This is a genomic window from Agrobacterium fabrum str. C58, assembly GCF_000092025.1.
In the GTDB taxonomy this organism is placed as follows: Bacteria; Pseudomonadota; Alphaproteobacteria; order Rhizobiales; family Rhizobiaceae; genus Agrobacterium; species Agrobacterium fabrum.
Genome location: NC_003062.2, coordinates 286656 through 310687 on the forward strand (window position 1 = coordinate 286656; position 24032 = coordinate 310687).

At 59.2% G+C, this 24032-nt stretch carries 25 protein-coding genes and 2 pseudogenes; 15 read left to right on the forward strand and 12 right to left on the reverse strand.

Annotated elements, in window-relative coordinates:
• Position 1: 1 nt before the first annotated feature.
• Together queG and ATU_RS01405 are read right to left on the reverse strand one after the other, a co-directional pair.
• Positions 2-1153 carry a tRNA epoxyqueuosine(34) reductase QueG gene (gene queG, locus ATU_RS01400; protein WP_085944105.1) on the reverse strand — a complete coding sequence of 384 codons (1152 nt, stop codon included), beginning with the start codon at positions 1151-1153 and terminating at the stop codon, positions 2-4.
• 129 nt (positions 1154-1282) lie between these two features.
• The gene (locus ATU_RS01405; protein ID WP_010970800.1) at positions 1283-1975 is read right to left on the reverse strand and encodes a glutathione S-transferase family protein; all 693 of its coding nucleotides are present in this window, start codon (positions 1973-1975) and stop codon (positions 1283-1285) included.
• A 159-nt stretch (positions 1976-2134) separates the two neighbouring features.
• Here ATU_RS01405 and ATU_RS01410 point away from each other — a divergent pair, with 159 nt between their 5' ends.
• On the forward strand, positions 2135-2941 hold the full coding sequence (locus tag ATU_RS01410) for an undecaprenyl-diphosphate phosphatase (RefSeq protein ID WP_006310140.1): 807 nt from the start codon (positions 2135-2137) through the stop codon (positions 2939-2941).
• Between the two features lie 80 nt (positions 2942-3021).
• Here the strand turns inward: ATU_RS01410 and ATU_RS26510 are convergent, their stop codons facing one another.
• From ATU_RS26510 to dnaN, 7 genes are all read right to left on the reverse strand, one after another.
• A complete protein-coding gene (locus tag ATU_RS26510) occupies positions 3022-3177 on the reverse strand; it encodes a hypothetical protein (RefSeq protein WP_006310141.1) in 156 nt (51 codons plus the stop codon).
• 322 nt (positions 3178-3499) lie between these two features.
• The gene (locus tag ATU_RS01415; RefSeq protein WP_010970802.1) at positions 3500-4480 is read right to left on the reverse strand and encodes a complex I NDUFA9 subunit family protein; all 981 of its coding nucleotides are present in this window, start codon (positions 4478-4480) and stop codon (positions 3500-3502) included.
• A gap of 121 nt (positions 4481-4601) precedes the next feature.
• Positions 4602-4889, reverse strand: coding sequence for a DUF1330 domain-containing protein (locus ATU_RS01420; protein WP_010970803.1), 288 nt, complete (start codon positions 4887-4889; stop codon positions 4602-4604).
• A gap of 20 nt (positions 4890-4909) precedes the next feature.
• Positions 4910-5617 carry an orotidine-5'-phosphate decarboxylase gene (gene pyrF, locus ATU_RS01425; protein ID WP_010970804.1) on the reverse strand — a complete coding sequence of 236 codons (708 nt, stop codon included), beginning with the start codon at positions 5615-5617 and terminating at the stop codon, positions 4910-4912.
• 4 nt (positions 5618-5621) lie between these two features.
• On the reverse strand, positions 5622-6218 hold the full coding sequence (locus ATU_RS01430; protein WP_010970805.1) for a histidine phosphatase family protein: 597 nt from the start codon (positions 6216-6218) through the stop codon (positions 5622-5624).
• A gap of 96 nt (positions 6219-6314) precedes the next feature.
• Entirely contained in the window at positions 6315-6908 is a 594-nt protein-coding gene (pmtA, locus tag ATU_RS01435) for a phospholipid N-methyltransferase PmtA (RefSeq protein ID WP_006310147.1), read from the reverse strand.
• Between the two features lie 193 nt (positions 6909-7101).
• On the reverse strand, positions 7102-8220 hold the full coding sequence (dnaN, locus tag ATU_RS01440; RefSeq protein ID WP_010970806.1) for a DNA polymerase III subunit beta: 1119 nt from the start codon (positions 8218-8220) through the stop codon (positions 7102-7104).
• Between the two features lie 264 nt (positions 8221-8484).
• Here dnaN and rsmI point away from each other — a divergent pair, with 264 nt between their 5' ends.
• From rsmI to ATU_RS01490, 11 genes and pseudogenes are all read left to right on the forward strand, one after another.
• Positions 8485-9426 carry a 16S rRNA (cytidine(1402)-2'-O)-methyltransferase gene (rsmI, locus tag ATU_RS01445; protein WP_006310149.1) on the forward strand — a complete coding sequence of 314 codons (942 nt, stop codon included), beginning with the start codon at positions 8485-8487 and terminating at the stop codon, positions 9424-9426.
• Positions 9416-9784, forward strand: a complete 369-nt coding sequence (locus ATU_RS01450) for a YraN family protein (RefSeq protein WP_010970807.1) — start codon at positions 9416-9418, stop codon at positions 9782-9784. Before rsmI ends, ATU_RS01450 begins: the two co-directional genes overlap by 11 nt.
• Positions 9785-9821: 37 nt before the next feature.
• Positions 9822-9962: pseudogene (locus tag ATU_RS26975) on the forward strand (maltose acetyltransferase domain-containing protein); the annotation flags it as partial.
• Between the two features lie 222 nt (positions 9963-10184).
• A pseudogene (locus ATU_RS26980) lies at positions 10185-10337 on the forward strand (DapH/DapD/GlmU-related protein); the annotation flags it as partial.
• A 132-nt stretch (positions 10338-10469) separates the two neighbouring features.
• Entirely contained in the window at positions 10470-11768 is a 1299-nt protein-coding gene (locus ATU_RS01460) for an extracellular solute-binding protein (RefSeq protein WP_006310152.1), read from the forward strand.
• Positions 11769-11851: 83 nt separating this feature from the next.
• Positions 11852-12820, forward strand: a complete 969-nt coding sequence (locus tag ATU_RS01465; RefSeq protein WP_006310153.1) for an ABC transporter permease subunit — start codon at positions 11852-11854, stop codon at positions 12818-12820.
• 11 nt (positions 12821-12831) lie between these two features.
• On the forward strand, positions 12832-13674 hold the full coding sequence (gene ugpE / locus ATU_RS01470; protein WP_006310154.1) for a sn-glycerol-3-phosphate ABC transporter permease UgpE: 843 nt from the start codon (positions 12832-12834) through the stop codon (positions 13672-13674).
• Positions 13675-13684: 10 nt separating this feature from the next.
• Positions 13685-14785 carry a sn-glycerol-3-phosphate import ATP-binding protein UgpC gene (locus ATU_RS01475; protein ID WP_010970810.1) on the forward strand — a complete coding sequence of 367 codons (1101 nt, stop codon included), beginning with the start codon at positions 13685-13687 and terminating at the stop codon, positions 14783-14785.
• 109 nt (positions 14786-14894) lie between these two features.
• Positions 14895-15407, forward strand: a complete 513-nt coding sequence (locus ATU_RS01480) for a cupin domain-containing protein (protein ID WP_006310156.1) — start codon at positions 14895-14897, stop codon at positions 15405-15407.
• 242 nt (positions 15408-15649) lie between these two features.
• Positions 15650-16609, forward strand: coding sequence for a glutathione synthase (gshB, locus tag ATU_RS01485; protein WP_006310157.1), 960 nt, complete (start codon positions 15650-15652; stop codon positions 16607-16609).
• A gap of 183 nt (positions 16610-16792) precedes the next feature.
• Positions 16793-18325 (forward strand): YifB family Mg chelatase-like AAA ATPase, encoded by a 1533-nt coding sequence (locus tag ATU_RS01490; RefSeq protein ID WP_010970811.1) that lies wholly within the window; start codon positions 16793-16795, stop codon positions 18323-18325.
• 112 nt (positions 18326-18437) lie between these two features.
• Here ATU_RS01490 and cysK read toward each other — a convergent pair whose 3' ends face one another.
• The 3 genes from cysK to dut form a co-directional block, all read right to left on the reverse strand.
• A complete protein-coding gene (gene cysK, locus ATU_RS01495; protein ID WP_006310159.1) occupies positions 18438-19406 on the reverse strand; it encodes a cysteine synthase A in 969 nt (322 codons plus the stop codon).
• A gap of 140 nt (positions 19407-19546) precedes the next feature.
• On the reverse strand, positions 19547-20164 hold the full coding sequence (locus ATU_RS01500; protein WP_010970812.1) for a LysE family translocator: 618 nt from the start codon (positions 20162-20164) through the stop codon (positions 19547-19549).
• Positions 20165-20241: 77 nt separating this feature from the next.
• Positions 20242-20712 (reverse strand): dUTP diphosphatase, encoded by a 471-nt coding sequence (dut, locus tag ATU_RS01505; protein WP_010970813.1) that lies wholly within the window; start codon positions 20710-20712, stop codon positions 20242-20244.
• A gap of 89 nt (positions 20713-20801) precedes the next feature.
• On the opposite strand from dut, the gene ATU_RS01510 reads away from it, so the two are divergent.
• The 3 genes from ATU_RS01510 to ATU_RS01520 all read left to right on the forward strand — a co-directional run bounded on the left by ATU_RS01510 (position 20802) and on the right by ATU_RS01520 (position 24031).
• Positions 20802-22385: a peptide chain release factor 3 gene (locus ATU_RS01510; protein ID WP_006310162.1), complete on the forward strand. Its 1584-nt coding sequence runs from the start codon at positions 20802-20804 to the stop codon at positions 22383-22385.
• Between the two features lie 69 nt (positions 22386-22454).
• Positions 22455-23660, forward strand: a complete 1206-nt coding sequence (gene coaBC, locus ATU_RS01515; protein ID WP_010970814.1) for a bifunctional phosphopantothenoylcysteine decarboxylase/phosphopantothenate--cysteine ligase CoaBC — start codon at positions 22455-22457, stop codon at positions 23658-23660.
• Positions 23657-24031 carry an MmcQ/YjbR family DNA-binding protein gene (locus ATU_RS01520; protein WP_010970815.1) on the forward strand — a complete coding sequence of 125 codons (375 nt, stop codon included), beginning with the start codon at positions 23657-23659 and terminating at the stop codon, positions 24029-24031. The genes coaBC and ATU_RS01520 overlap by 4 nt, the downstream gene beginning before the upstream one ends.
• The last annotated feature ends 1 nt before the right edge of the window (position 24032 follow it).

Below are 24032 nucleotides of genomic sequence, written 5' to 3' on the forward strand. Positions count from 1 at the left end.
TTCATGCCTCTGCCAGTTGCCATTCCATTTCCGCCTCCGGATCAGTCTCCGGTGCGCGACCGGCAGAGTATGTACGGAATTCGTCCCTGTCCATAAGCCGCGACAAAGCCCATGCGGCCATGCCGCGCACTTCCGCGGAAGGGTCGGCCTCCGCAAGTGCCTTGCATTGTTCCACGAAATGCCGGTCGGCAGAGTTTCCCGCGGCAATCAGCACATTGCGGATGAAGCGATTGCGGCCGATGCGCTTGACGGGGGAGCCGCTGAAAAAGCTGCGAAAGGCGGCATCGTCAAGCGTCAGCAGAAAGGCGATGGATGGTTCCTTCAGATCTTCGCGCGCCTTCAGCTTCATCTCGGAGGCGCTGGCCGCGAACTTGTTCCACGGACAGGCGGCAAGGCAATCATCACAGCCATAGATGCGGTTGCCGATCATCGGCCGGAATTCGTGCGGGATCGGTCCCTTGTGCTCAATGGTGAGATAGGAGATGCAGCGGCGCGCGTCCAGCTGATAGGGGGCAGGAAAAGCCGCCGTGGGACAGGCGTCGAGGCAGGCGCGGCAGGAACCGCAATGATCCCTCTCGGCCTCGTCAACACAGAGCTCGGCGGTGGTGAACATGCTGCCCAGAAACAGCCAGGAGCCATGGCTGCGGCTGACGAGATTGGTGTGCTTGCCCTGCCAGCCGAGACCGGCGGCGGCGGCAAGCGGCTTTTCCATCACCGGGGCGGTATCGACGAAGACTTTCACATCCTCACCGGCGCGGGCAGCAAAGCGCGTGGCGATCTCCTTCAGCCGCCCCTTGATGATGTCATGGTAATCGCGGTTGCGGGCATAGACCGAAATGGCTGCCTTGTCTGGTTTCGAAAGCAGGCCACGCGGATCTTCGTCCGGCCCGTAATTGAGGCCGAACATGACGATGGAGCGCACATCGCCCCAGAGCGTTTTTGGCTCCGCCCGACGCGCCTCGGTTTCCTCCATCCACGCCATGGTGCCGTGGTAGCCATTCTCGAGAAACTGCCGCAGCCGCTCCGGTGCAAGCGGAATGCTGTCGGGCGCCGTGATGCGACACAGATCGAAGCCGAGTAAAAGCGCCTCCTGACGAACGAAATCCGTCAGTTTGCGCGCGCGTATTCGCTGCTTGTCGTCGGCAACGTCGATGGTCGTGTCTCCCGAGGCCTATTCTGGCATATATAGTGCATGTCACCCGAAAGTGTGCAGCGGTTTCGGGAAAACGACATGCTTTCATTATAGCCGCACGCCGCAGCAAATAACCTGGGAGGCCAGACCTCAGAAATCCAGATCGGCGTAGTGGGAAGAGGGGGCAAGACGCGGAATGCGTTCGCTGAGAAACGGCCGGAAGGAGGGGCGGGATTTCACCCGCTGATACCATTCCTTGGCAATCGGCGCTTCGAGCCAGTTGATCTCGCCGAGATAATCCAGCACCGAAACACCGGCCGCTGCGGCAAGATCGGCGTAGCTCAGCCGATCGCCGGCCAGCCAGGTGCGCGAACCGGCCAGCCACTCCAGATATTTGATGTGCTGGCGAATATTGTTGCGCGCGGTGCGCAGCAGCTTGGAATCCGGTGGTCCGCCACCCTGCGCCGCGGTCATTTGCAATTTATAGACCCTTTCGCGCACCAGCGGCCGGGTCACGTCATTTTCCATCTTCTGCAGAAACCATTCCGTCAGGCGACGGATTTCCGCGCGCTGAAACGGGTCTTCCGCCAGAAGCCGCCGGTCGCGCTTCAAAACCCCATGGGTTTCGTCCAGAAATTCGGCCAGCACATAAGGCCCGCTGAGGGAGCGCATATTGTCATCGAGATAGACCGGCAGGGTGCCAGCAGGATTGAGCGCCAGAAACTCCCGCCGTCTTTCCCACGGCTGCTCCTCCACGAGATCGGTCTGGAAGCCGTATTCCGCAAGGATCAGACGAACGAACCGGGATGCGGTCGACATCGGGGAGTGATAGAGAGTTGGCATCGGTACTCAATTTTTACGATTGGTTGTCATGATCGGCATTTGCCGGAAAACTTTTTCAGTTTCGCTTCATCAAGACGCTATAAGAGCTTGGCTACTTTAAAACAAGTTTAACGCAATTGCTTTCCATTCACGCTTTCCCCCTTAAAAGAAGGATACCTCATGGGTGACCAATCGATCATCAGCGCGCTTTTGCTGGGCATTATCGAGGGTCTGACGGAGTTTATTCCCGTTTCCTCCACGGCGCATGTGCTGCTGGCCGGGCATTTCCTTGGCTTTAAATCGCCGGGCAATACCTTTGCCGTCCTCATCCAGCTCGGTGCGATCCTCGCAATCCTTCTCGTTTATTTTCAAAAGCTTGTATCGATCGCCGTGGCGATGCCGACAAGTGCCAAGGCGCGCCGTTTTGTGCTGGCGGTTCTCGTCGCTTTCCTGCCGGCGGCGGTGATCGGCGCTCTCGCGCATGACTTCATCAAGACGGTGCTGTTCGAAACGCCGATGCTCATTTGTGTCGTGTTGATCATTGGTGGATTCATTTTGCTTGCGGTCGACCGGATGCCGCTGAAACCAAAATATACCGACATTATGGATTACCCGCCGTCGCTCGCCTTCAAGATCGGCCTTTTCCAGTGCCTTGCGATGATTCCCGGCACCTCGCGGTCCGGCGCCACCATTGTCGGCGCGCTGCTGATGGGCACGGACAAGCGCTCCGCCGCCGAGTTTTCGTTTTTTCTGGCCATGCCGACCATGCTTGGCGCGTTTGTGCTCGACCTCTACAAGAACCGCGATGCGCTGAGCTTCGATGATAGCGCCTTGATTGCCGTGGGGTTTGTGGCCGCCTTCGTGTCCGGCCTCTTCGTCGTGCGCTCGCTGCTGGATTTCGTGTCGCGACGTGGGTTTGCGCCCTTTGCCTGGTGGCGCATCGTCATCGGTGCGCTCGGTCTCGTCGCACTTCTGGTTATCGGCTGACCCGCAGTTTCATATCGACCGAAAAACAAAAAAGCGCCCCGGAGAACCGGCGGCGCTTTTTTTAAACCTGTAAAGGCCGATCAGTTGGCGCTGATCGAAGCCGTTGCGCAGGGGTCGACGCCATAGGCCGGAGCGCAACCGCTCTTGCCCGCTGCAACCGTGCCCGGCGCCATGAAAGAACCCGCCAGAACCACCAAAGCCGCACACGCAAAAAAGAGTGCGATAGATCTGCCCATTTTATGATTGCCTTTCAGACGTTCGTTCGTGCGGATCGTGCCGCCGTGTGTGAATTGAGGGTTCGGGATATGTTTGGAATGTGGCGAATATCAATAAAGGAGCTTGCTGAATACCGGGTTAATGCGAAGTCTTTTCCACAGTTGCGCTTGTGCCACGCTTGCCCGTTTCAGCGCTCCACCGTTAACCATGCCGTTTCAGTTTTGATTTTTCCTCCCCACCCCATCTGGCAGTGAAAATGCACTGAAAGCGGTTTGGTTGCGGTAGACAGCATAAAAAAAGCGGGATGTGGCCCCGCTTTTGATTTCCATGACGTGCCTGACCTCAGGCCGCCTTGCCGGCGTTCGAGAATTGTCCATGCTGGCGATACTGCACCATGTAGGACGGCAGAACCGAAGCGACGCGAACGGGGGTGATGCCGATACCTTCCAGCGTCAGGCCCTTCTTTTCTGCCTCAGCGGAAACGACATTGTCCTTTTTCAGCATGGTCACCTGGTCCGGTGTCAACGGCGGCGTAATCAGCGGCACCAACGATGCGAGCTTGCCGATCATCGAGGCCACGCCGAAGGGCAGGTTGACGAAGGAGCGCTCGCGATAGGTCGCGGCAAGAACAGCCTCGAGACAGTCACGGAAGGTCATGACGTCAGGGCCACCGAGTTCATAAATTGCGCCGGGTTTCAGCTTGCCATCGACGCTGCGCGCGACGGCCTCCGCAACATCCTCGACATACACAGGCTGGAATTTGGTTTTTCCGCCGCCGATCAACGGCAGGAACGGCAGGTTGCGGGCCATTTTGGCAAATTTGTTGAAGAAATCGTCTTCCGGTCCGAAAATGATCGACGGACGCAGGATCACGGCACCGGGTAGCACGGAATGGATGGCGGCTTCGGCACGGCCCTTGGTGCGGCCATAACCGGTCTGCGAATTGGCGTCAGCACCGATGGCGGAAATATGCGTCAGCGTGGCGCCAGTGTCGCGGGCCGCTTCGGCAATGGCTTTCGCGCCGAATTCCTGCACGGCGTCAAAAGTGTTGCGGCCGCTTTCCGCCAGGATGCCGACGCAATTGACGACATGATCCGCGTCTTCGACGGCTTTGATGATGGAGTCGCGATAACGGAGGTTAGCCTGCGCGAAGGAAATCTGGCCGACATTGCCGAGCGGTTGCAGAAAACCGGCAAGATCGGGGCGGCGCACGGCGACGCGGATACGATAACCGCGCTTGGCGAGCATTCTCACGACATGCCGCCCGACAAAACCCGAACCGCCGAAGACGGTGACGAGGGGTGGAAGGTTGGCCAAGGTCATGGGAGGCTCCTCAGAAGCTGTCGATAAAGCGTTTTTCAGTCTCTTAGCCCAAAGCCACGCGCGCGTGAAGAGCGGTTGTCGCAAGGCTTGAGGCTAGTTTGGGAAATGCGGTTGACGGACGTCAAATTCCTTCGACGATCATCATCTCCGCATCTGCTACTTCCTGGCGGATTTTCGCCGCCGCCTGGTATTCGGGAGAGTTGTAGCAGTCAATCGCATGCTGGACGGACGGGAACTCGATGACAACGTTGCGCGCACGCGCCGTGCCTTCCAGTTCCGTCACCGAACCGCCGCGAGCCAGAAAATTGGCGCCGAACCGCTCGAAGGCGGGCTTGGCTGTGGAGACATAGTCCTTGTAACGCTCGCTGTCGCGTACATCGACTTGGGCGATCCAATATCCCTTTGCCATTTCATCTCCTCCTGTCGTCGTTACTGATTGGCCGGAAAACTCGCGCGCAGCATATCGTCCAGAATGGCGCGGGCCGCCGCTTTCGGGTCTTCCGCCCTGACGATGGGACGGGCGACAACCAGATGGCTCGAACCGGCCTTGATGGCGTCATAGGGCGTCATCACCCGCTTCTGATCGCCAAGATCGGCGCCGGCGGGGCGAATGCCGGGGGTGACCACGGCAAGGTCGGGGCCGAGAATTTCACGCACAGCGGTCGATTCTTCCGCCGAACAGACAATGCCGCCCATACCGGCCTCGCGTGCCTGTTCAGCCCGGCGCAGCACCAGCGAACGCGCGTCGGACGCGTAACCGGCCTCGACCAGATCGCTGTCATCCATGGAGGTCAGCACGGTGACGCCCAGCAGGCAGAGGCCGGAGCCTTCCGCCGCCTTGACGGCAGCACGCATGGCTTTGGGATAGGCATGCAGCGTCAGCATCGACATGCCCATGCGGGCGATGTTTTCGACGCCCGAGGCGACGGTGTTGTCGATATCGAGCAGCTTCATGTCGAGAAAGACCTTCTTGCCGCTCTGGACGAGGTCACGCGCGAATTCAAGACCCCCGGCGAATACCAGCTGATAACCGATCTTGTAGAACAGGACCTCGTCGCCGATTTTCGACACGATGTCTTCTGCCTGCTGCACAGTCGGAACATCCAGCCCGACGATGAGTTTTTCGCGCGCGGTCATTGTCTTATCCCTGCCATGTTTCCATTGCCGTCCAGTCGCATGTGGGGGAGGCCGCTGCAAGTGAAAATTCGGCGATGGAAAAGCGGAAAAGATTGCCACCGCCAGCAGGCTGGTCCTTGCTGCGGCTGATGCCGCGGCCTTCAATATGGCATTTCAACAGTGTGCCCACGCCGCCATGGCCGACAAAGGCGATCGGCTGCCGTGCGTCGTGTCGGTCGAGAACGGCTTTGACGGCCTCGACGATCCGCGCCTGCGCGTCGATTGCCCGCTCCCAGCCTTGAAAACTCTCCTCAGGATGGGCGAAGAACCAGTCCGCCGCCTTCTCGAATTCCGGCGGCGGCAGGAAACCGGTGGCGGACCGGTCGTTTTCATGCATCGCTTCGATGATCTCTATTGCTGCACCGGAGGTTTCCGCGAGCATATGGGCGGTTTCGATTGCCTTGGTTTCGGCGCTGGAAACGATGCGCCGCAATGCTTTCGCCCAGGGAAGGCGGCTCGCCTCACGCGCCCGTTCAGCACCCCTTTCCGAAAGCCCCCATTCGGGAACGGGAACAGCCGGGTCGATCTTGACCTGGGGGTGGGTGATGTAGAGCGCATGCATGGCAATCGGTCCTCAAAGGCAATGGAGAGGGTAATCAACACCCTAACCATTCGTCACGACTGGGAAATGACGGCCTCGTCTGTTCTGGCGGGACGATCAGGCCCGCGTATAGGTCCACAATTGCGCCGGCGGAATATTGCGCACGATGAAATCGAAATGGCGGATATGGTAGAGATGCGGCTGCGCGACGATCGGGGAAATCGGACCGTAGGATATCTGTACTACGGGTCGGCCGTGCGGCACGCGCTTCAGCAATTCATCGAGAAGCTTGATGCGGGCAGCCATCGGAAAATTCAGCATCGGCACGGCGGAGATAACGCTGTCGAACATCTGACCCTTGTGCTCGCCAAGCGTCGCATCGAGATCGAAGGCGTCACCATTGACGAAATTGACGCCTGGATAGCTCCGGAGCAGCTGATTGTAGAAATCAGTCGAATATTCGATGGCCGTCAGGCTCTCCGGCTTGATGCCGCGCGCCAGAATGGCCTTGGTGATGACGCCGGTGCCGGGACCGAGTTCCAGAACCGGCAGGCCGGAATGGGGATTGATGACGCTTGCCATCTTTTTCGCCGTGATCGACGATGTCGGGACAATGGCGCCGACTTTTTTCGGCTGGCTGACCATACCTTTGAAAAAGCGGATTTCTTCCTCAAATTTTTGTTCAAGCCGTTGCTTCAGGTTGAGTGCCATGATTCCCCTCGGATGTATTGGTCATTGTCAAAAAATTGTTACGTACTGTTGATCCCATTTGGCGCAAAAACAAGGCAAAATGTCGTAACTGAGAAAATTCAGTTACGGGTAGAGCCACCTGTTCGCCGAATCAAAAAACGCCGATGAAGCGATCCACCGGCGTTTCTGGAAAAATTGAAGAAAACGGTCGGTTTTAAACGCGCATCGGCATCAGAACATAGAGTGCGTCGTCGCCGGCGGTATCGCGAACCAGTGTTGGCGAACCCGCATCCGCCAGCAGAAAAATCGCATCTTCGCCGGAGAGCTGCGACGTGATGTCGAGGAGATATTTGGCATTGAAGCCGATTTCCATCGAATCATTGTCGTAGCCAACGGCCACTTCTTCGGTAGCACTTCCCGAGTCGGGATTGTTGACGGTCAGCGTCAACTGGCCGTCAGTTAGCGCCAGCTTCACGGCGCGGCCGCGCTCGGAAGAAATCGTCGAAACACGGTCCACTGCCCGGGCGAAGGTCTGGCAATCGACGCGCATTTCCTTGTCGTTGCCGGTTGGGATGACGCGCTGATAATCGGGAAAGGTGCCGTCGATCAGCTTCGAGGTCAGAACGACGGAACCGATGGCCAGGCGGATCTTCGCATCCGAGACTTCGACTGTGACTTCCAGTTCCGGATTGTCCATCAGCTTCTGCAGTTCACCGACGGTCTTGCGCGGAATGATGATGCCCGGCATGCCTTCGGAGCCGGAGGGCGCATCGACGTCAGCACGCGCAAGGCGGTGACCGTCGGTGGCGACGGCGCGCAGTTTCAGCTCGCCATTGCTTTCGATGGTGTGGAAGAAAATGCCGTTCAGGTAATAACGCGTCTCTTCGGTCGAAATCGCAAACTGCGTCCGGTCGATCAGCATCTTCAGATCGGCCGCCTTCAGTTTGAAGGTGTGGCTGAAGGTGCCGGCGGTGAGGTCAGGGAAATCCGCTTCCGGCAGGCATTGCAGCGAGAATTTCGAGCGGCCGGACGCAACGGTCATGGAGGAGCCGTCCGGGTTGGTCGCCAGAAGCACTTCGGAACCATCCGGCAGCTTGCGCACGATTTCGTAAAGCAGGTGTGCCGGTACGGTGGTGGCGCCAGCCTGCTCCACCATGGCCGGGGTCGCTTCGGTGATTTCCAGATCGAGGTCGGTCGCCTTCATGTCCAGATTGGCGCCGGAGGCGCGCAGCAGAACGTTGGACAGGATCGGGATCGTGTTGCGACGCTCGACGACCCGGTGGACGTGGTTCAGCGATTTCAGAAGGTTCGACCGCTCAAGAGTAATACGCATGGACGCTACCGCTTTCAACCGTTGCGAACCGGCCACCGCCGGATCGGCAAGAAGAGTCTTCACCGGCAAAAGCCGGACAATGTGGACGGGCAAAATGGCAGAGTTATTGGAGAAAATGCAAGAGCGGAGTTCATCTGCCTCGGCTCATTTTGCTGCTATACAACATGATCCACAGGTTGCGACAGCCGATGGAGCTTGTTCGCCGGTTTTCTATTGCCCATAAAGGGAAAAACCGGAACGACCGGCCGGCAAGGTTCGGCCAGAATGATTGGAAGCCGTGTGACGCAGGAAATATCGAGCAGCGATGCCAGACAGGCAGCGAAGGAATTCAGGATCGGCACGGCCACCATTCCGGCCCGGCCGCTGGAGCCGGCGCTTTACCTCGTCGCCACCCCCATCGGCAATCTCGGCGATATCACCATCCGCGCGTTGGAAACGCTGGCCTCGGCCGATGTTCTCGCCTGCGAGGATACCCGCGTCACCCGCATCCTGCTTGAACGATATGGCATCCGCACGCGCCCGCTCGCCTATCACGAACACAACGCAAACGAAGCGGGGCCGAAGCTCATCGCCGCGCTGGAGGCCGGAAAATCCGTGGCGCTGGTATCGGATGCCGGAACGCCGCTGGTTTCCGACCCGGGTTATCGCCTCGGCCAGCTGGCACTCGAAGCCGGACACCGCGTTGTGCCGGTGCCGGGCGCCTCTGCACCGCTCGCCGCCCTTGTCGGGTCCGGCATGCCGAGCGATGCCTTCCTCTTTGCGGGTTTCCTGCCAGTCAAGGATCGCGGCAAGCGCGACCGTTTTGCAGGGCTTGCGAAAATCCCCGCAACCCTGATCTTCTTTGAATCGCCACGCCGTATCGGCGCGTCTCTCAAGGTGGCGTCGGAAGTGCTTGGCCGCGACCGCCGCGCCGTGGTCTGCCGTGAGTTGACCAAGACTTTCGAAGAGTTCCGGCGCGGTACACTCGGCGAGCTTGCGGATTATTACGATGGCGACCGTGTGGTGAAGGGGGAGATCGTGCTGCTGGTGGAGCCGCCCTCCTATGATGAAATTCCTGATATCGAGGATGTCGAGAAGCTCCTGAAGGATCTCGTCGCCACCATGTCCGCCGCCAAGGCTGCTGGCGAAGCGGCGAAGCTGACGGGCCTGCCGCGCAAGGAGCTTTATCAAAGGCTGCTGGATATGAAGGACACGGATGGCCGTTGACGGGCAGAGCAATAAAAGGCGGAAAGCCGAGCGACGCGGCCATGCCGCCGAATATTGGGCCGCACTTTATCTGTTGCTAAAGGGATATCGCATCCTCGCCATTCGGTATCGAACCCGGCTCGGGGAAATCGATCTCATCGCCCGAAAGAAGGATCTCATCGCCATCATCGAGGTCAAGGCGCGCGCTTCCGGTGGCAGCGCGGTGGATGCCGTCGGTTTTCATTCGCAGCAGCGCATTCGGGCGGCTGCCGATCTCTGGCTCTCCCGCCGCAGGGATGCCGGCCGTTTTTCGCTGCGCTTCGATATTGTCGCCGTTCTGCCACGACGCCTGCCGCAGCACTTTATCGACGCATTTTAAAGGGGAGGGGAAGGCAATGTCCACTGAGCGGGAAAAGATGGCCGCGGGCGAATGGTACAGCTGCATGGGTGCCGAACTGGATATGCTGCGCTGGCATTCACGCCGGGCGGTTCACCAGCACAATACCATGCCGCCGGATGAGCGCGGCACCATCGGGCCGCTGCTGCGCGCACTTTTTGCCTCCGTGGGCGAAGGTGCATTCATCGAGGCGCCTTTTCATTGCGCCTACGGTTTCAACATTACGCTCGGCAGGAATGCCTATCTCAATGCCGGCTGCACCATTCTCGATTCTGCGAAGGTCGCGATAGGCGACGGCGCGATGCTCGGCCCCGCCGTGCAGATCTATTGTGCGGAACACCATCTTGATCCGGTTCCGCGCGCGCAGGGGATTGAGATTGCAAAGCCTGTCACGATCGGCCGTGATGTCTGGATCGGCGGCGGAGCGATCATTCTGGCCGGTATCACCATCGGTGACGGTGCAATTGTCGGTGCCGGCTCGGTGGTGACGCGCAATGTGCCGGCGCGTGCAACGGTCGTGGGAAATCCCGCCCGACCCATAAATCGTATAGCCGGCTGAGATTGTCGGCACGTGGTGTAATAAATCTGACACGGAACTGTCAAAGAGGCGTCATCGAACCGCTCTATTCGCATCCTCACCCCAATAAATGGTGGAGAGGAATTAGTAATGTTGAAGAAGATTTCCATGGCCGCAGTGGCGGTCAGCATTTCGGCAACATCTTCCATGGCTGCGACCAACATCACCTGGTGGCACGGCATGGGGGGACGCAACGGCGAAGTCATCAACGAAGTTTCCCAGAAGTTTAACGAAGCCCAGAAGGAATGCGCTCTGACGCCGGTTTCCAAGGGCTCGTACGAAGAAGCGCTGGCCAGCGGCATCGCTGCTTTCCGTTCGGGCGAACAGCCGAACATCCTCCAGGTTTTTGATGCCGGCGCCGCCACCATCATCAACGCCAAGGGCGCGGTCATTCCTGCAGAAGACCTCATCAACAAGGCCGGTTACAAGTTCGATCGTGACGCCTTCATCAACGGCGTGCGTTATTTCTACGCTGCCGCTGATGGCAAGTTCGTCGGCATGCCGTTCAACTCCTCCGCTCCGATCATGTATATCAACGACGAAGCCCTGAAAAAGGCCGGCGTCGAAGCACCGAAGACCTGGGAAGAGTTCGAAAAGGTTGCGCCGAAGCTGAAGGAAGCCGGCTACATCCCGCTCGTCCAGTCGCAGCTGACCTGGCAGTTCACGGAGAATTTCTTCTCCCGCAACAACATCCAGTTCGCCACCAATAATAACGGTTACGACAGCGTCACCGACACCAAGCTCAAGGTCACCGACCCGAACCTCGTCATGATGTTCGAAAAGCTCAAGGACTGGAAGGACAAGGGCCTGTTTGCCTATTACGGCGCCGGCTGGAACGACAACCAGAAGCCTTTCGAAGAAGGCAAGGTCGCGCTCTGGATCGGTTCTTCGGGCTCCTTCGGTGGCCTGCAGAAGACGGCGACCATGCCGTTCTCGGCAACCTTCCTTCCCTATTGGGGCTCCATCAAGGGTGCCGGCACCAACTCCTTCATTGGCGGCGCTGCTCTCTTTGCAATGTCCGGCAAGTCTGAAGCCGAAAATAAGTGCGTGGCCGACTTCTTCCAGTTCCTGACCTCGCCGGAAATCCAGGTCTTCTACCATAAGGCAACCGGTTACGTCGCCATCACCAAGGCCGCTTACGAAAAGGCCAAGACTGAAGGCTACTACAAGGAAAAGCCGGTCGCAGAAGTTGGTATCCAGCAGCTGTCGCTGCCGGGTGGCGAGTGGTCCAAGGGTTACCGCCTCGGTTTCTACCCGCAAATCCGCGCCGTCATGGAACGTGAATATAACCGCATCTTCTCGGGCGAAGTGACGCCGAAGGCTGCTTTTGAGATCATCGAGAAGGAAGGCAACGACCTTCTGGCCCGTTTTGCCAAAACGGCCGGCTGATCGATCTTTTCGAAATCAATGATCATTGTCGAGCCTCCCTTTCGATGGAAGGGAGGCTCGCTTCTGGATAAGGAGGCGCAAGCATGGCCTATACATCGTCTCAACCACGCCGGTTTTTGTCCGGCTGGTCCGCAAAGGCTGGAAAACCCGCCAAGCCCGCTGAAGCCGGCATGAAGCGCGTGCAGTTCTCCTCGTCCTACGTGCCCTATCTGTTTCTTGCACCGCAGCTCGCGGTGATCTTCATCTTCTTCTACTGGCCGTCCGTTCAGGCCGTGCAATCATCGTTTTATATCGAAGATCCTTTCGGTTTCGCCGCATCCTTCGTAGGTTTCGCCAATTATTCGGACGCGATATTCAATCCGGAATATCTCAGCATCGCCAAATTCACGGTTGTCTTCACCGTGCTGGTGACCTTCTTTTCGCTGGCGCTCGGCCTGTTGCTTGCCGTCAAGGCCGACGCGGTCATTCGCGGCAGCTCGACATACAAGACGTTGCTGATTTCCGTCTATGCCATCGCACCACCGGTCGCGGGTCTTATCGGCATGATGCTTTTCGACCAGCATATCGGGCCTTTCGTCAAATTGGCCGCAGTCTTCGGCTGGGACATGAAGGTCGGTCTCAACTACTTCGATACCGCCACAGCCATGATCGTTGTCGCGGTCTGGAAGCAGATCCCGTACAATTTCATCTTTTTCCTGTCCGGGCTTCAGGGCGTGTCGGTTTCCGTGCGCGAAGCCGCGGCCATCGATTGCCGCTCCGGTTTCCGACGGTTCTGGACCGTCATTATGCCGCTTCTTGCGCCCACGGCTTTCTTCCTGCTCATCATCAATATCACCTACGCGCTGTTCGATACCTTCGGTGTCATCGACGTGATGGTGAAGGATAAGGCGGCGGATAATCCTATCACGCTGGTCTACAAGGTGTTTCTCGATGGTTTCCGCGGCAATGACATTGGTGGTTCCTCGGCCCAATCAGTCATTCTGATGCTGGTCGTCTTCGTTCTCACCGTCATCCAGTTCCGCTTCATCGAAAAGCGCGTCCACTACAATTGAGGGAGAAGACCATGTACAAGACGAGACCTCTCGATCATCTGGTATTGATCCTCGGCGCACTGTTTCTGATATTGCCTGTCGTCGTGGCCTTCATGACATCCACCCACACGGCGGCGGAAATCCACCGTAGCGGTCTGACGATAGTCCCGGGCGATAATTTCGTGGAGACCTACGAAAAGGTCCTGACGCAGAAGGGTGGCTTCACCGGGCAGGTCACCGGTCTCAACATGGTGATCAACTCGCTGGTCCTCGGCATCGGTTTTGCCGTCGGCAAGATCGTCCTGTCGATGACGGCGGCCTATGCGATCGTCTATTTCCGCTTCCGGTTTGCGACGCTTGCCTTCTGGATCATTTTCACCACGCTGCTCTTGCCGCTCGAAGTGCGCATCATGCCGTCCTATGAGGTGATGAGCAAACTCGGCCTCCTGAATTCCTATACCGGCCTCATCGTGCCGCTTCTCGCCTCGGCCACCGGCACCTTTTATTTCCGGCAATTCTTCAAGTCCGTTCCGGAGGAGTTGCTGGAAGCCGCGCGCATCGATGGCGCGGGTCCTGTGAAATTCTTCATCGATATATTAATCCCCCTGTCCCGCACGATGATGTCGGCGATCTTCATCATCATGTTCGTGTACGGCTGGAACCAGTACCTCTGGCCCATGCTGATGACGACGGACGAGAGGTTCTTCACGCTGATGCGTGGCATCAAGTCGATCCTGCAGGTCTGGGTCGGTTCGCAAATTCCCGATTACAACGAAGCTTTCGCGCTTGCCGTCCTGGCCATGCTGCCGCCGGTGCTGATCGTCGTCATTTTCCAGCGCTGGTTCATCAAGGGCCTGACCGAAAGCGATAAATAAGGAGACCGAAATGGCCGCGATAGAAATTAGTCAGGTCTGCAAGGATTATCATGGCGGCGTACGCGCCGTGCATCACGTCGATATCGACATCCGGGATGGCGAGTTCATCGTTCTCGTCGGCCCCTCCGGCTGCGGCAAGTCCACGCTTCTGCGTATGGTCGCCGGCCTCGAGGATATTTCCGAGGGTACAGTGAAGATCGGTGACCGGGTCGTCAACCAGACCGATCCGGCCGATCGTGATATCGCCATGGTATTCCAGAACTACGCGCTTTACCCGCATATGTCGGTGCGCGAGAACCTGGAATATGGGCTGAAGAACCGCAAGACAGCGAAGACGGAAATCGATGCGCGTGTGGCCGAAGCCGCGCGCATGCTGCAGCTCGAACCCTATCTGGAGCGCAAGCCGCGCGCACTTTCCGGCGGTCAGCGGCAGCGTGTCGCCATGGGGCGCGCCATCGTGCGCAAGCCTGCCGCCTTCCTGTTCGATGAGCCCCTGTCCAACCTCGATGCCAAGCTGCGTGTTTCCATGCGCGGTGAAATCAAGCGTCTGCAGAAGCGCCTCGGCACCACCTCCATCTATGTCACTCACGACCAGCTTGAGGCCATGACGCTGGCGGATCGCCTGGTCGTGCTGAATGGCGGTCGCATCGAACAGATCGGCGCGCCGCTCGATGTCTATCACACCCCCGCCTCGACCTTCGTTGCGAGCTTCATCGGCTCTCCCGCCATGAACCTGCTGAATGCCGAACTGCACGGTGATAGTCTCGCCATCGGTCCGTCGCTGTTTGCGCTCAATGGTTTCGCGCCCACCTCCGGGCCGGTGACGGTGGGCATGCGGGCAGAGGATTTCCGCCTCGCTGCGGCAGGCGAGCAGGGTTTTGCATTCAGGGTTGATTACATTGAGGAACTGGGTTCCCAGCGCCTCATCCACGGCATGATCGGCGACCAGAACCTGACAATCGCTTTCCCGCCGGACGTCGATGTTCCCGCAGCACTTTCGATCACGATCGCGTCGGAAAAGCTGCATTTCTTCTCCAGCGAAACCGGCAAGCGCATTGCCGGCAAGGCGGAGCAGCTCGGTGTGCAGTCCGCTCAGATGGCGACGGCCTGAGCCCAGCGCAGAAATCGGCGCGATGACTAAAATTGCGCCGATTGTCAAAACCGCTTTGTTACGATCCCGATGATAGAAGACCTCCAATATTTCACGGGGGTTTTTTCATATGTCGTTCAAAATGATGTTCGCGGCGGCTGCAACCATGGCAATCCGAACGGTGCCGATATTGCCGGCCTATCTGCGCAGACAAAAAGACGAAGCGGTCGTCAGCGCTTCCTGCACCGATCTGCGGCTTCAGCCGGCCCCCATCAATCCGGAATGGATCATCTCCGGCAACCCTCAAGCCCGCGCGGCGGATCACTCCAGAAGTGGCGACCGTGCCTCCAGCACAGCCATGTGGGATTGCACGGCCGGCGAATTCCGCTGGTTTTTCGGCTGGGATGAAACCGTCTATATTCTGGAAGGCGAAGTGCATGTGACGGCCGAAGACGGTTCGGTCAGCATCCTCAGGGTGGGGGACGTCGCCTATTTCCGGGCTGGAACCTGGGCCACGTGGCGGGTGGACGACTATGTCCGCAAGGTCGCCTTCATGCGCCGCCCGTTTCCCACGGCACTGGCTTTGGCCTATCGCGTCAAGAACAAGCTGTTTGCCGGCCGCTCCTATAAGCTGGCGGCGTGAACCCTGTCTTCACCCCCGGCCGGCGGGCCTGTGCTGCTCCGCCGGCGCAATTGTGAAGGTTCAATAAAACTCACACGAACCATCGCTTGCAGCAGTTGCGTTTGAATGGTCGCTGCCCTACATCTTCAGGGTTTTCTGAAGCATTTCCGGGGTCTCTTCCGGTCCTGCCGGGAAGCTTGAAAAGCGAGCAAGGGGCAGGGCGGACCGGCGAAGCGTCCGCATACTGCAAGAGGAAGATGTGCATGGCGAAGATCAAGAACGTCGCGATCCAGATGGATCATGTCTCCGGCATCAATATTGCCGGCGACTCCACCTTCGCCATCAGCCTTGAGGCGCAGGCGCGCGGATACCGGCTGTTCCATTATACGCCCGAGCGGCTTTCCATGCGCGATGGCAAGATTTACGCCACAGTCGAGCAGATGGAACTGCGCGACATCAAGGGCGATCATTTTTCCCTGTCGGAGCCGGAGCGGGTCGATCTTTCGACCATGGATGTCATTCATTTGCGCCAGGACCCGCCCTTCGATATGGCCTACATCACCTCGACCCATCTCCTGGAGCGGATTCATCCCAAGACGCTTGTTGTCAATGACCCCGCCTGGGTGCGTAACTCGCCGGAGAAGATTTTCGTCACCGAATTCGCCGACCTGATGCCGAAGACGCTGATCACCAAGGACGTTTCCGAGATCGCCCGCTTCCGCAATGAGATGGGCGATATCATCCTCAAGCCGCTCTACGGTAATGGCGGCGCGGGGGTCTTCCATTCGGCGCGTGATGACCGCAATTTCTCCTCCCTGCTGGAGATGTTCGGCCAGATGTTCCGTGAGCCCTATATCGCCCAGGAATACCTGCCTGATGTCCGAAAGGGCGACAAGCGCATCCTGCTGGTGGATGGCGAGCCGGTGGGTGCGATCAACCGCGTGCCGGCGGAAAACGATGCCCGCTCCAACATGCACGCCGGCGGCCGGCCTGAGCCGACGGAACTGACGGCGCGGGAACAGGAAATCTGCCGCCGCATCGGTCCTGCCCTGCGCGAGCGCGGTTTCCTCTTCGTCGGTATCGATGTGATCGGTGATTATATGACGGAAATCAACGTCACCTCACCGACCGGCATTCGCGAAGTGCGTAAATTCGGCGGCGCCGATGTGGCGAGCCTGCTGTGGGATGCGATCGAGAAAAAACGCGACGCCCAGGATTTCTGAAGCGATTTCAATCGCTCCCGGTTTGTTCCGTGCGTGCAACTCGATACAACTAAAATACATCGCCTGCGAGAAATTGTTCTCTAGGTGTTCTTGTTTTATTCTTTGCGCTGTGGCACGTTGCTTGCGAGTGGCCGCCATGGAACATGAAGTTCCGATGATGCGGCCGGTTTGCGGGGGCAGGCCATGGTGGCACGGGTCAATACGGTTGCGTTTCAGGGCATAGAGGGCGTGCCCGTCGAGGTGCAGGTGATGGTCGCACCCGGCAAGATCGGCATCCAGATTGTCGGCCTGCCGGACAAGGCGGTGGCTGAAAGCCGCGAGCGGGTGCAGGCCGCCCTGCACGCCTCGGGTCTGGCCTTGCCGGCAAAAAAAGTCACCGTCAATCTGGCGCCTGCCGATTTGCCGAAGGAAGGATCGCATTTCGATCTTCCCATCGCTCTCGGTCTCATGGCTGCTCTGGGGGCCATACCGGCGGAAGCGCTCAGCCAATATGTGGTTCTCGGTGAACTCAATCTTGATGGCACGATTGGTACGGTTTCTGGTGCGCTTCCGGCGGCCATCGGTGCCAATGCGCTCGGCAAGGGCTTGATCTGTCCGGCTGAAAGCGGGCCGGAAGCGGCCTGGGCCGGCGCCGGCATCGATATTCTCGCCCCGCGCAGCCTCATTGCGCTCGCCAATCATTTTCGCGGCACCCAGCTTCTGTCGCGCCCCACACCCGCCATCCGCGCCAATCCGGTCAATCTGCCGGATCTGGCCGATATCAAGGGACAGGAAAGCGCGCGGCGCGCTATGGAGGTCGCGGCCGCCGGCGGCCATAATCTGCTGATGGTCGGGCCGCCCGGTTCTGGCAAATCGATGCTCGCCGCTCGGCTGCCTTCCATCCTGCCGCCGCTGGAGGTGGCGGAACTGCTGGAAGTGTCGATGGTGCATTCCATTGCCGGCCAATTATCGGGCGGCAAGCTCTCGGACCGCAGACCGTTCCGCACACCGCACCATTCCGCCACCATGGCGGCGCTGATCGGCGGCGGGTTGCGCGCCAGACCGGGTGAGGCCTCGCTTGCCCATCACGGCGTCCTGTTTCTGGATGAATTCCCGGAATTTTCGCCGCAGGTGCTGGATGCGCTGCGCCAGCCGCTGGAAACTGGCGAATGCATCATCGCAAGGGCCAATCATCGCGTCAGTTATCCCGCCGAAATTCAGCTCGTGGCTGCCATGAACCCCTGCCGCTGCGGCATGGCGGGAGAGCCGGGCTTCACCTGTGCCAGAGGTCCGCGTTGTGTAACCGATTATCAGTCCCGCATTTCAGGTCCGCTGCTGGATCGCATCGATATTCGCATCGACGTTCCCGCCGTTTCCGCGACCGATCTCATCCGACCCGTCGTATCCGAGCCGAGTGCGGTGGTTGCCGCCCGGGTCGCACGGGCCCGCCTTGCCCAGCAGGAACGTTATGCGGCGGCGGGGTTTCCTGCCATCCGCACCAATGCCCGCTGTACAACGACGCTGATCGAAAAATATGCCGAACCGGATGCATCCGGGCTGCAATTGCTGCGCGACGCCGCCGAGCGGCTGAAGTTTTCCGCGCGCGGTTATCATCGCATTCTCAAGGTCGCCCGCACGCTCGCCGATCTGGATGGTAAGCAGACGGTTGGCCGCATCCATGTGGCGGAAGCCGTGTCCTACCGCATCGCGGGGGAAAGGCTGACGGTCGCCGCTTAGAAAGTTGATCTTCGGGCCTTAACCGCAAAAAAACGATGTGCCGCCAGCGGGGCGGGCGGCACATCGGGATATCAATTGACCGGTGCATAAGCACCGTGCGCGAGAACCTGACTTAAAGCCCAAGGCCTTCGAAAAGCGCGGTCGAAAGATAACGTTCTGCGAAAGAAGGAATGATGACGACGATGTTCTTGCCGGCATTTTCCTCACGCGCGCCGACCTTGATGGCCGCGGCCAGTGCCGCACCCGAGGAGATGCCGACCGGCACGCCTTCGAGCCGTGCCGCCAGACGCGCAATTTCAAATGCCTCGTCATTGGTCACGGTGACGATTTCATCATAGACGCCGGTGTCGAGAATGGCGGGTGCAAAGCCGGCGCCGATGCCCTGAATCTTGTGCGGGCCGGGATTGCCGCCGGAAAGAACCGGGCTGTCGGCGGGCTCGACCGCAATCACCTTCACTTCGGGCTTGCGGGATTTCAGAACCTGGCCCGTGCCGGTGATCGTGCCGCCGGTGCCGATCCCGGAAACGAGGATATCGACCGTGCCATCGGTGTCGTTCCAGATTTCTTCCGCCGTTGTCCTGCGGTGAATATCCGGATTGGCGGGGTTTTCGAATTGTTGGGGAATGACGGCGTCGGGCAGGGTCTCTGCCAGTTCCTGAGCCTTGGCAATGGCGCCCTTCATGCCCTTCGGGCCTTCGGTCAGCACCAGCTCGGCACCCAGCAGCGCCAGCATCTTTCTGCGTTCAACCGACATGGTTTCCGGCATGGTGAGGATCAGCTTGTAACCCTTGGCGGCGGCGGCAAAGGCGAGCGCGATGCCGGTATTACCTGAAGTCGGCTCCACCAGCGTCGTCTTGCCGGGAGTGATCTTACCCTGTGCTTCCAGCGCTTCGATCATGGCAACGCCGATACGGTCCTTCACGGAACCGATAGGGTTGAAGAACTCCAGCTTGGCGAGCAGGTTTGCCTTCACGCCCTTTTCCTTCGCCAGCTTGTCGAGCCTCACGATCGGCGTGTCGCCGATTGTTTCCGTGATTGAGGAATAGACGCGTCCGCGTCCGGGCTTTCTGGCTTCGGGCATGATGTTCTCCTGTATGAAGACCGCAAGTTCGAGCGGCAGAATAGGAGCAATAGCCCTCTCAGGCTAGCGAACGTTCGTCCTAATATCGCGAAATGACCGGAATAATTTTACGGAAAATGGGGCAGGCGTATGAATTTATTTCAGGTGCTGCGGATTGCGATCATCGTCGCCGTTCCGGCCAGAATGCCCGCCGCCGTGCGGTTGAGGATCGTCAAGGCGCTCGGCCGTTTCAAGAGATTGCGTGCCTTGGCCGCAAGCAGGATGTACGGCAGGAGAACGGCCATCAGCACGACGAAGGTCAGCGCCAGCAGTGTCGCATATTCCGACGGGCCGATCATGCGGATGTCGATCAGCGTCGGCACCAGCGCCACATAAAACAGCATCGTTTTTGGATTACCGAGCGTGATCAGTAAGCCGGACAGAAACGACATAGGTATGCTGGTGCTTTTTCTCGCCTTCAGGTCCTGCGGCAAGAGGCCGGCAGTCCAGAGCTTCCAGGCGATATAGAGAAGATAAGCCGCACCAGCGAATTTCAGGACCATGAAGGCCTCCTGAAAGGTCTGTGCCACGAAGGCGAGGCCGAGTATCACGCCGGTCAGGTAGATCATATCGCCCAGCACCAGCCCGAGGCCCATGAAGAAGGTTTCCCGGAAGCCCGAACCCAGCGCCCGCGCCACGATCGCCGTCATGCCGGGGCCGGGAATGGCAGCGGCGATGAAGAGGGCAGTGGCATAGGCTAGAAGGGTCGTCAGCGTCATGATCGTTTTTCCCGGAAAATCCGCTCGATCAATACCGAAATTGCCGGGTAAAAACAATCGATCATGCTGCTTGTCGGCTACACCCCGGTCGAACCGAAACCGCCGGCACCGCGCGCCGTCTCGGAGGTTTCCGTCACTTCGCTCACAGTAACCTGCGTCACCGGCGCGATCACCATCTGCGCAATACGCATGCCGCGTTCGATGGTGAAATCATCCTGCCCCAGATTGGCGAGGATGACCTTCACTTCGCCGCGATAATCGCTGTCCACCGTGCCGGGGGAGTTGAGGCAGGTGATGCCGTTCTTGATGGCAAGACCGGAGCGCGGACGGATTTGCGCCTCATAGCCTTGCGGAACTTCGAAGATGAAACCTGTCGGCACCAGAGCCCGTTCGCCCGGCTGCAAATTCAGCGGTTCATCGGCCGGCACTGCGGCGCGCAGGTCCATGCCGGCGGCGCCACGGGTTTCATAGGATGGCAATTCGAGGTCTGCGCCATTGGCGAGACGCACGAGCCGGAGGAGGGGTCGATTGTCGTTTTGAACGGTCATGCGGCATTAGTTTGCCGAGATCGCGGCGAGGTCAATTGCAAATGCGGGCCTGAAACGCTAGATAGCCCGCAATTCACAGGATTTGTCAGATGGCCGAAACACTTGCCGAGGCGGTCTCCCGCCGCCGCACCTTTGCTATTATCGCGCACCCGGACGCGGGTAAGACCACGCTTACCGAAAAACTGCTGCTGTTCGGTGGAGCGATCCAGCTTGCCGGTGAGGTGAAGGCGAAGAAGGACCGCATCCAGACCCGTTCGGACTGGATGAAGATCGAGCGCGAGCGCGGCATTTCGGTCGTCACCTCGGTCATGACCTTCGAATATAACGACCGCGTCTTCAACATTCTCGATACGCCCGGCCACGAAGACTTCGCTGACGATACTTACCGCACGCTGACGGCGGTGGATGCTGCGATCATGGTCATCGACGCCGCCAAGGGTATCGAGCCGCGCACGCTGAAGCTCTTCGAAGTCTGCCGCATGCGCGATATTCCGATCATCACCTTCATCAACAAGATGGACCGCGAAAGCCGCGATCCCTTCGAGATTCTGGATGAGGTCGAGGAGAAGCTGGCGCTCGATACCGCGCCGATTACCTGGCCGGTCGGCCGGGCGAAAAGCTTCTGTGGCGCTTACAATCTTGCCGAAAACACCTTTCGTGGCAACGACACGCAGGTGGACGGCCTTTCGGTCAACGGCCCGCAGGCGGTCGCCGACCGTCTGCCGGAAAACGAACGCAAGGTCTTTGTCGAAGAGACGGAACTGGCGCTGGAAGCCTGCCGTCCTTTCGACCGTCAGGCGTTTCTCGAAGGTCATATGACGCCGGTGTTCTTCGGTTCGGCACTGCGCAATTTCGGTGTGCGCGACCTCATCAATGCGCTGGGTGATTTCGCCCCGCCGCCGCGCGATCAGGTAGCGGATACCCGCGTCGTGCATGCGGCAGAAGACAAGATGACGGCTTTCGTCTTCAAAATTCAGGCCAATATGGACCCCAACCACCGCGACCGTATTGCCTTTGCCCGCATCTGCTCCGGCAAGCTGGAGCGCGGCATGAAGGCGCGGTTGTCGCGTACCGGCAAGCTGATGGGGCTCACCGCGCCGCAATTCTTCTTCGCCTCGCAGCGTCAGTTGGCCGATACCGCCTTTGCGGGCGATGTGGTCGGCATTCCCAACCACGGCACGCTGCGCATCGGCGATACGCTGACCGAGGGCGAAAACCTTGTCTTCCAGGGTGTGCCGAACTTCTCGCCGGAAATCCTGCGCCGCGTGCGGCTGGAGGACGCCATGAAGGCGAAGAAGCTGAAGGAAGCGCTGCAGCAGATGGCGGAAGAGGGCGTCGTACAGCTCTTCTCGCCGGAAGACGGTTCGCCCGCCATCGTCGGCGTCGTCGGCGCACTGCAGCTCGACGTGTTGAAGGAACGGCTGATGGGCGAATATGGCCTGCCGGTCTCGTTCGAAATGTCGCGCTTTTCGGTCTGCCGCTGGATTTCGTCGGATCAGCCGGCGGAGATGGACAAGTTCCTCAACGTCAAGCGTGGTGATATCGCCCGCGATCTCGATGGCGATCCGGTGTTTCTGGCGCAGGACGCCTTCTCGCTGCGGTATGAATCCGAGCGGTTTCCGGCAATCAAGATGGTCGCCATCAAGGAATATCACGTCGCCAAGGCGGCGTGATATCAGCCGGATTGCACTTTGAATGCCAAGGGCTTAGTTTCCCCGTAAACGGGAAACTGGTCCGGCATCATGACGCTTTCAGGCAAACATATTCTCCTCATCATCTCCGGCGGCATCGCAGCCTATAAGAGCCTCGATCTCATCCGCCGCCTGAAAGAGCGCGGCGCGAAGGTGACACCTGTCATGACCAAGGGTGCTCAGGAATTCGTCACTCCGCTTGCCGTCGGCGCGCTTTCAGCCAGCAATGTCTTCACCGAGATTTTTTCCAGGCAGGACGAGCAGGATGTCGGCCATATCAGGCTGGCGCGCGACTGCGATCTCGTGCTGGTGGCGCCCGCCACCGCCGATCTGATGGCGAAGATGGCGAATGGCTTGGCTGACGATCTTGCCTCCGCAGTCCTTCTCGCGACGGATCGCAAGGTGCTTGTTGCACCGGCCATGAATCCGAAAATGTGGTCGGCAAAGCCAACGATGCGCAATGTCGAAACGCTGAAGAGGGATGGCGTGTTTTTCATCGGGCCCATGGCCGGCGAGATGGCGGAGACGGGCGAGGCTGGCCTTGGCCGCATGGCGGAGCCTTTGCAGATCGTCGAAGCCGTCTTATCGCTGCTGGATGGCAGCTCGAAGCCGCTCAAAGGCAAAACGGCGATCGTCACTTCCGGGCCTACGCATGAGCCGATCGATCCGGTGCGGTATATTGCCAACCGCTCTTCCGGCAAGCAGGGTCATGCCATCGCAGCGGCTCTCGCGGCACTGGGCGCGGAGGTCACGCTGGTTTCCGGCCCCGTCACCATCGCCGATCCCGCCGGGGTGACAACGATCCATGTCGAGCGCGCAGAAGAGATGCGCGATGCGGTGATCTCTAGGCTTCCTGCGGATATCGCCGTCATGGTCGCCGCGGTTGCCGACTGGCGGGTGACAGGTTCCTCGGAACAAAAGATCAAGAAGCAGCCGGGCGATGCGCCGCCGGCGCTGCAGCTGACGGAGAATCCGGATATTCTCAAGACCGTCGGCCACCATGAAAAGCGCCCCAGGGTGGTGGTGGGTTTCGCCGCCGAAACGCAGGATGTGGAGAAAAACGGCCGCGCCAAGCTGGAGCGTAAGGGTGCGGATTATATCATCGCCAACGATGTATCGGCAGAAACCGGCATCATGGGCGGAGACCGCAACAGCGTGAAGATCATTTCGGCCGATGGTGTCGAGGCCTGGCCGGATCTCGACAAGGCGGAAGTCGCAAAACGTCTGGCAGCCCTTATCGCGGAGAAACTCGCATGACCCTCTTTGATCGCAAGACATTCGACAGGGTGCTTGGCGAATGGCCGGGCGTGCGTTTCGTCGATCAATGGGATTCACATGTGGCCAAGGTGGGCGACAAGGTCTTTGCGGTGCTGGGCGAACGGGAAGACTGGCGGCTGGTGGTGAAATGCTCGGAAGAGAGTTTTGAAATCCTCACCTCGCTTGAGGGCATCGCTCAGGCACCATATTTCGCCAAACGCAAATGGATATCGATTGGCGATCATTCCCCGCTCGAACAGGAAGAACTGGAGCACTATGTGCGCCGCTCCTATGAGCTTGTCGCAGCCGGCCTGACAAAAAAACTGCGGGGCGAACTGGGCATCGTGATCGATAACGCGCCCCGCCTATAAT

Bases quoted from the DNA above. Each gene is read 5' to 3' on its own strand.
- pmtA (WP_006310147.1), bottom strand. From the start codon at position 6,908: ATGGCACTCAACCTGAAGCAACGGCTTGAACAAAAATTTGAGGAAGAA.
- dut (WP_010970813.1), bottom strand. From the start codon at position 20,712: ATGACCGTTCAAAACGACAATCGACCCCTCCTCCGGCTCGTGCGTCTC.
- ATU_RS01500 (WP_010970812.1), bottom strand. From the start codon at position 20,164: ATGACGCTGACGACCCTTCTAGCCTATGCCACTGCCCTCTTCATCGCC.
- ATU_RS01510 (WP_006310162.1), top strand. From the start codon at position 20,802: ATGGCCGAAACACTTGCCGAGGCGGTCTCCCGCCGCCGCACCTTTGCT.
- gshB (WP_006310157.1), top strand. From the start codon at position 15,650: ATGGCGAAGATCAAGAACGTCGCGATCCAGATGGATCATGTCTCCGGC.
- cysK (WP_006310159.1), bottom strand. From the start codon at position 19,406: ATGCCCGAAGCCAGAAAGCCCGGACGCGGACGCGTCTATTCCTCAATC.
- ATU_RS01520 (WP_010970815.1), top strand. From the start codon at position 23,657: ATGACCCTCTTTGATCGCAAGACATTCGACAGGGTGCTTGGCGAATGG.
- ugpE (WP_006310154.1), top strand. From the start codon at position 12,832: ATGTACAAGACGAGACCTCTCGATCATCTGGTATTGATCCTCGGCGCA.
- ATU_RS01450 (WP_010970807.1), top strand. From the start codon at position 9,416: ATGGCCGTTGACGGGCAGAGCAATAAAAGGCGGAAAGCCGAGCGACGC.
- ATU_RS01420 (WP_010970803.1), bottom strand. From the start codon at position 4,889: ATGGCAAAGGGATATTGGATCGCCCAAGTCGATGTACGCGACAGCGAG.
- ATU_RS01490 (WP_010970811.1), top strand. From the start codon at position 16,793: ATGGTGGCACGGGTCAATACGGTTGCGTTTCAGGGCATAGAGGGCGTG.
- ATU_RS01480 (WP_006310156.1), top strand. From the start codon at position 14,895: ATGTCGTTCAAAATGATGTTCGCGGCGGCTGCAACCATGGCAATCCGA.
- ATU_RS01415 (WP_010970802.1), bottom strand. From the start codon at position 4,480: ATGACCTTGGCCAACCTTCCACCCCTCGTCACCGTCTTCGGCGGTTCG.
- ATU_RS01465 (WP_006310153.1), top strand. From the start codon at position 11,852: ATGGCCTATACATCGTCTCAACCACGCCGGTTTTTGTCCGGCTGGTCC.
- ATU_RS01475 (WP_010970810.1), top strand. From the start codon at position 13,685: ATGGCCGCGATAGAAATTAGTCAGGTCTGCAAGGATTATCATGGCGGC.
- ATU_RS01430 (WP_010970805.1), bottom strand. From the start codon at position 6,218: ATGCATGCGCTCTACATCACCCACCCCCAGGTCAAGATCGACCCGGCT.
- ATU_RS01405 (WP_010970800.1), bottom strand. From the start codon at position 1,975: ATGCCAACTCTCTATCACTCCCCGATGTCGACCGCATCCCGGTTCGTT.
- ATU_RS26510 (WP_006310141.1), bottom strand. From the start codon at position 3,177: ATGGGCAGATCTATCGCACTCTTTTTTGCGTGTGCGGCTTTGGTGGTT.
- ATU_RS01460 (WP_006310152.1), top strand. From the start codon at position 10,470: ATGTTGAAGAAGATTTCCATGGCCGCAGTGGCGGTCAGCATTTCGGCA.
- coaBC (WP_010970814.1), top strand. From the start codon at position 22,455: ATGACGCTTTCAGGCAAACATATTCTCCTCATCATCTCCGGCGGCATC.
- rsmI (WP_006310149.1), top strand. From the start codon at position 8,485: ATGATTGGAAGCCGTGTGACGCAGGAAATATCGAGCAGCGATGCCAGA.
- dnaN (WP_010970806.1), bottom strand. From the start codon at position 8,220: ATGCGTATTACTCTTGAGCGGTCGAACCTTCTGAAATCGCTGAACCAC.
- pyrF (WP_010970804.1), bottom strand. From the start codon at position 5,617: ATGACCGCGCGCGAAAAACTCATCGTCGGGCTGGATGTTCCGACTGTG.
- ATU_RS01410 (WP_006310140.1), top strand. From the start codon at position 2,135: ATGGGTGACCAATCGATCATCAGCGCGCTTTTGCTGGGCATTATCGAG.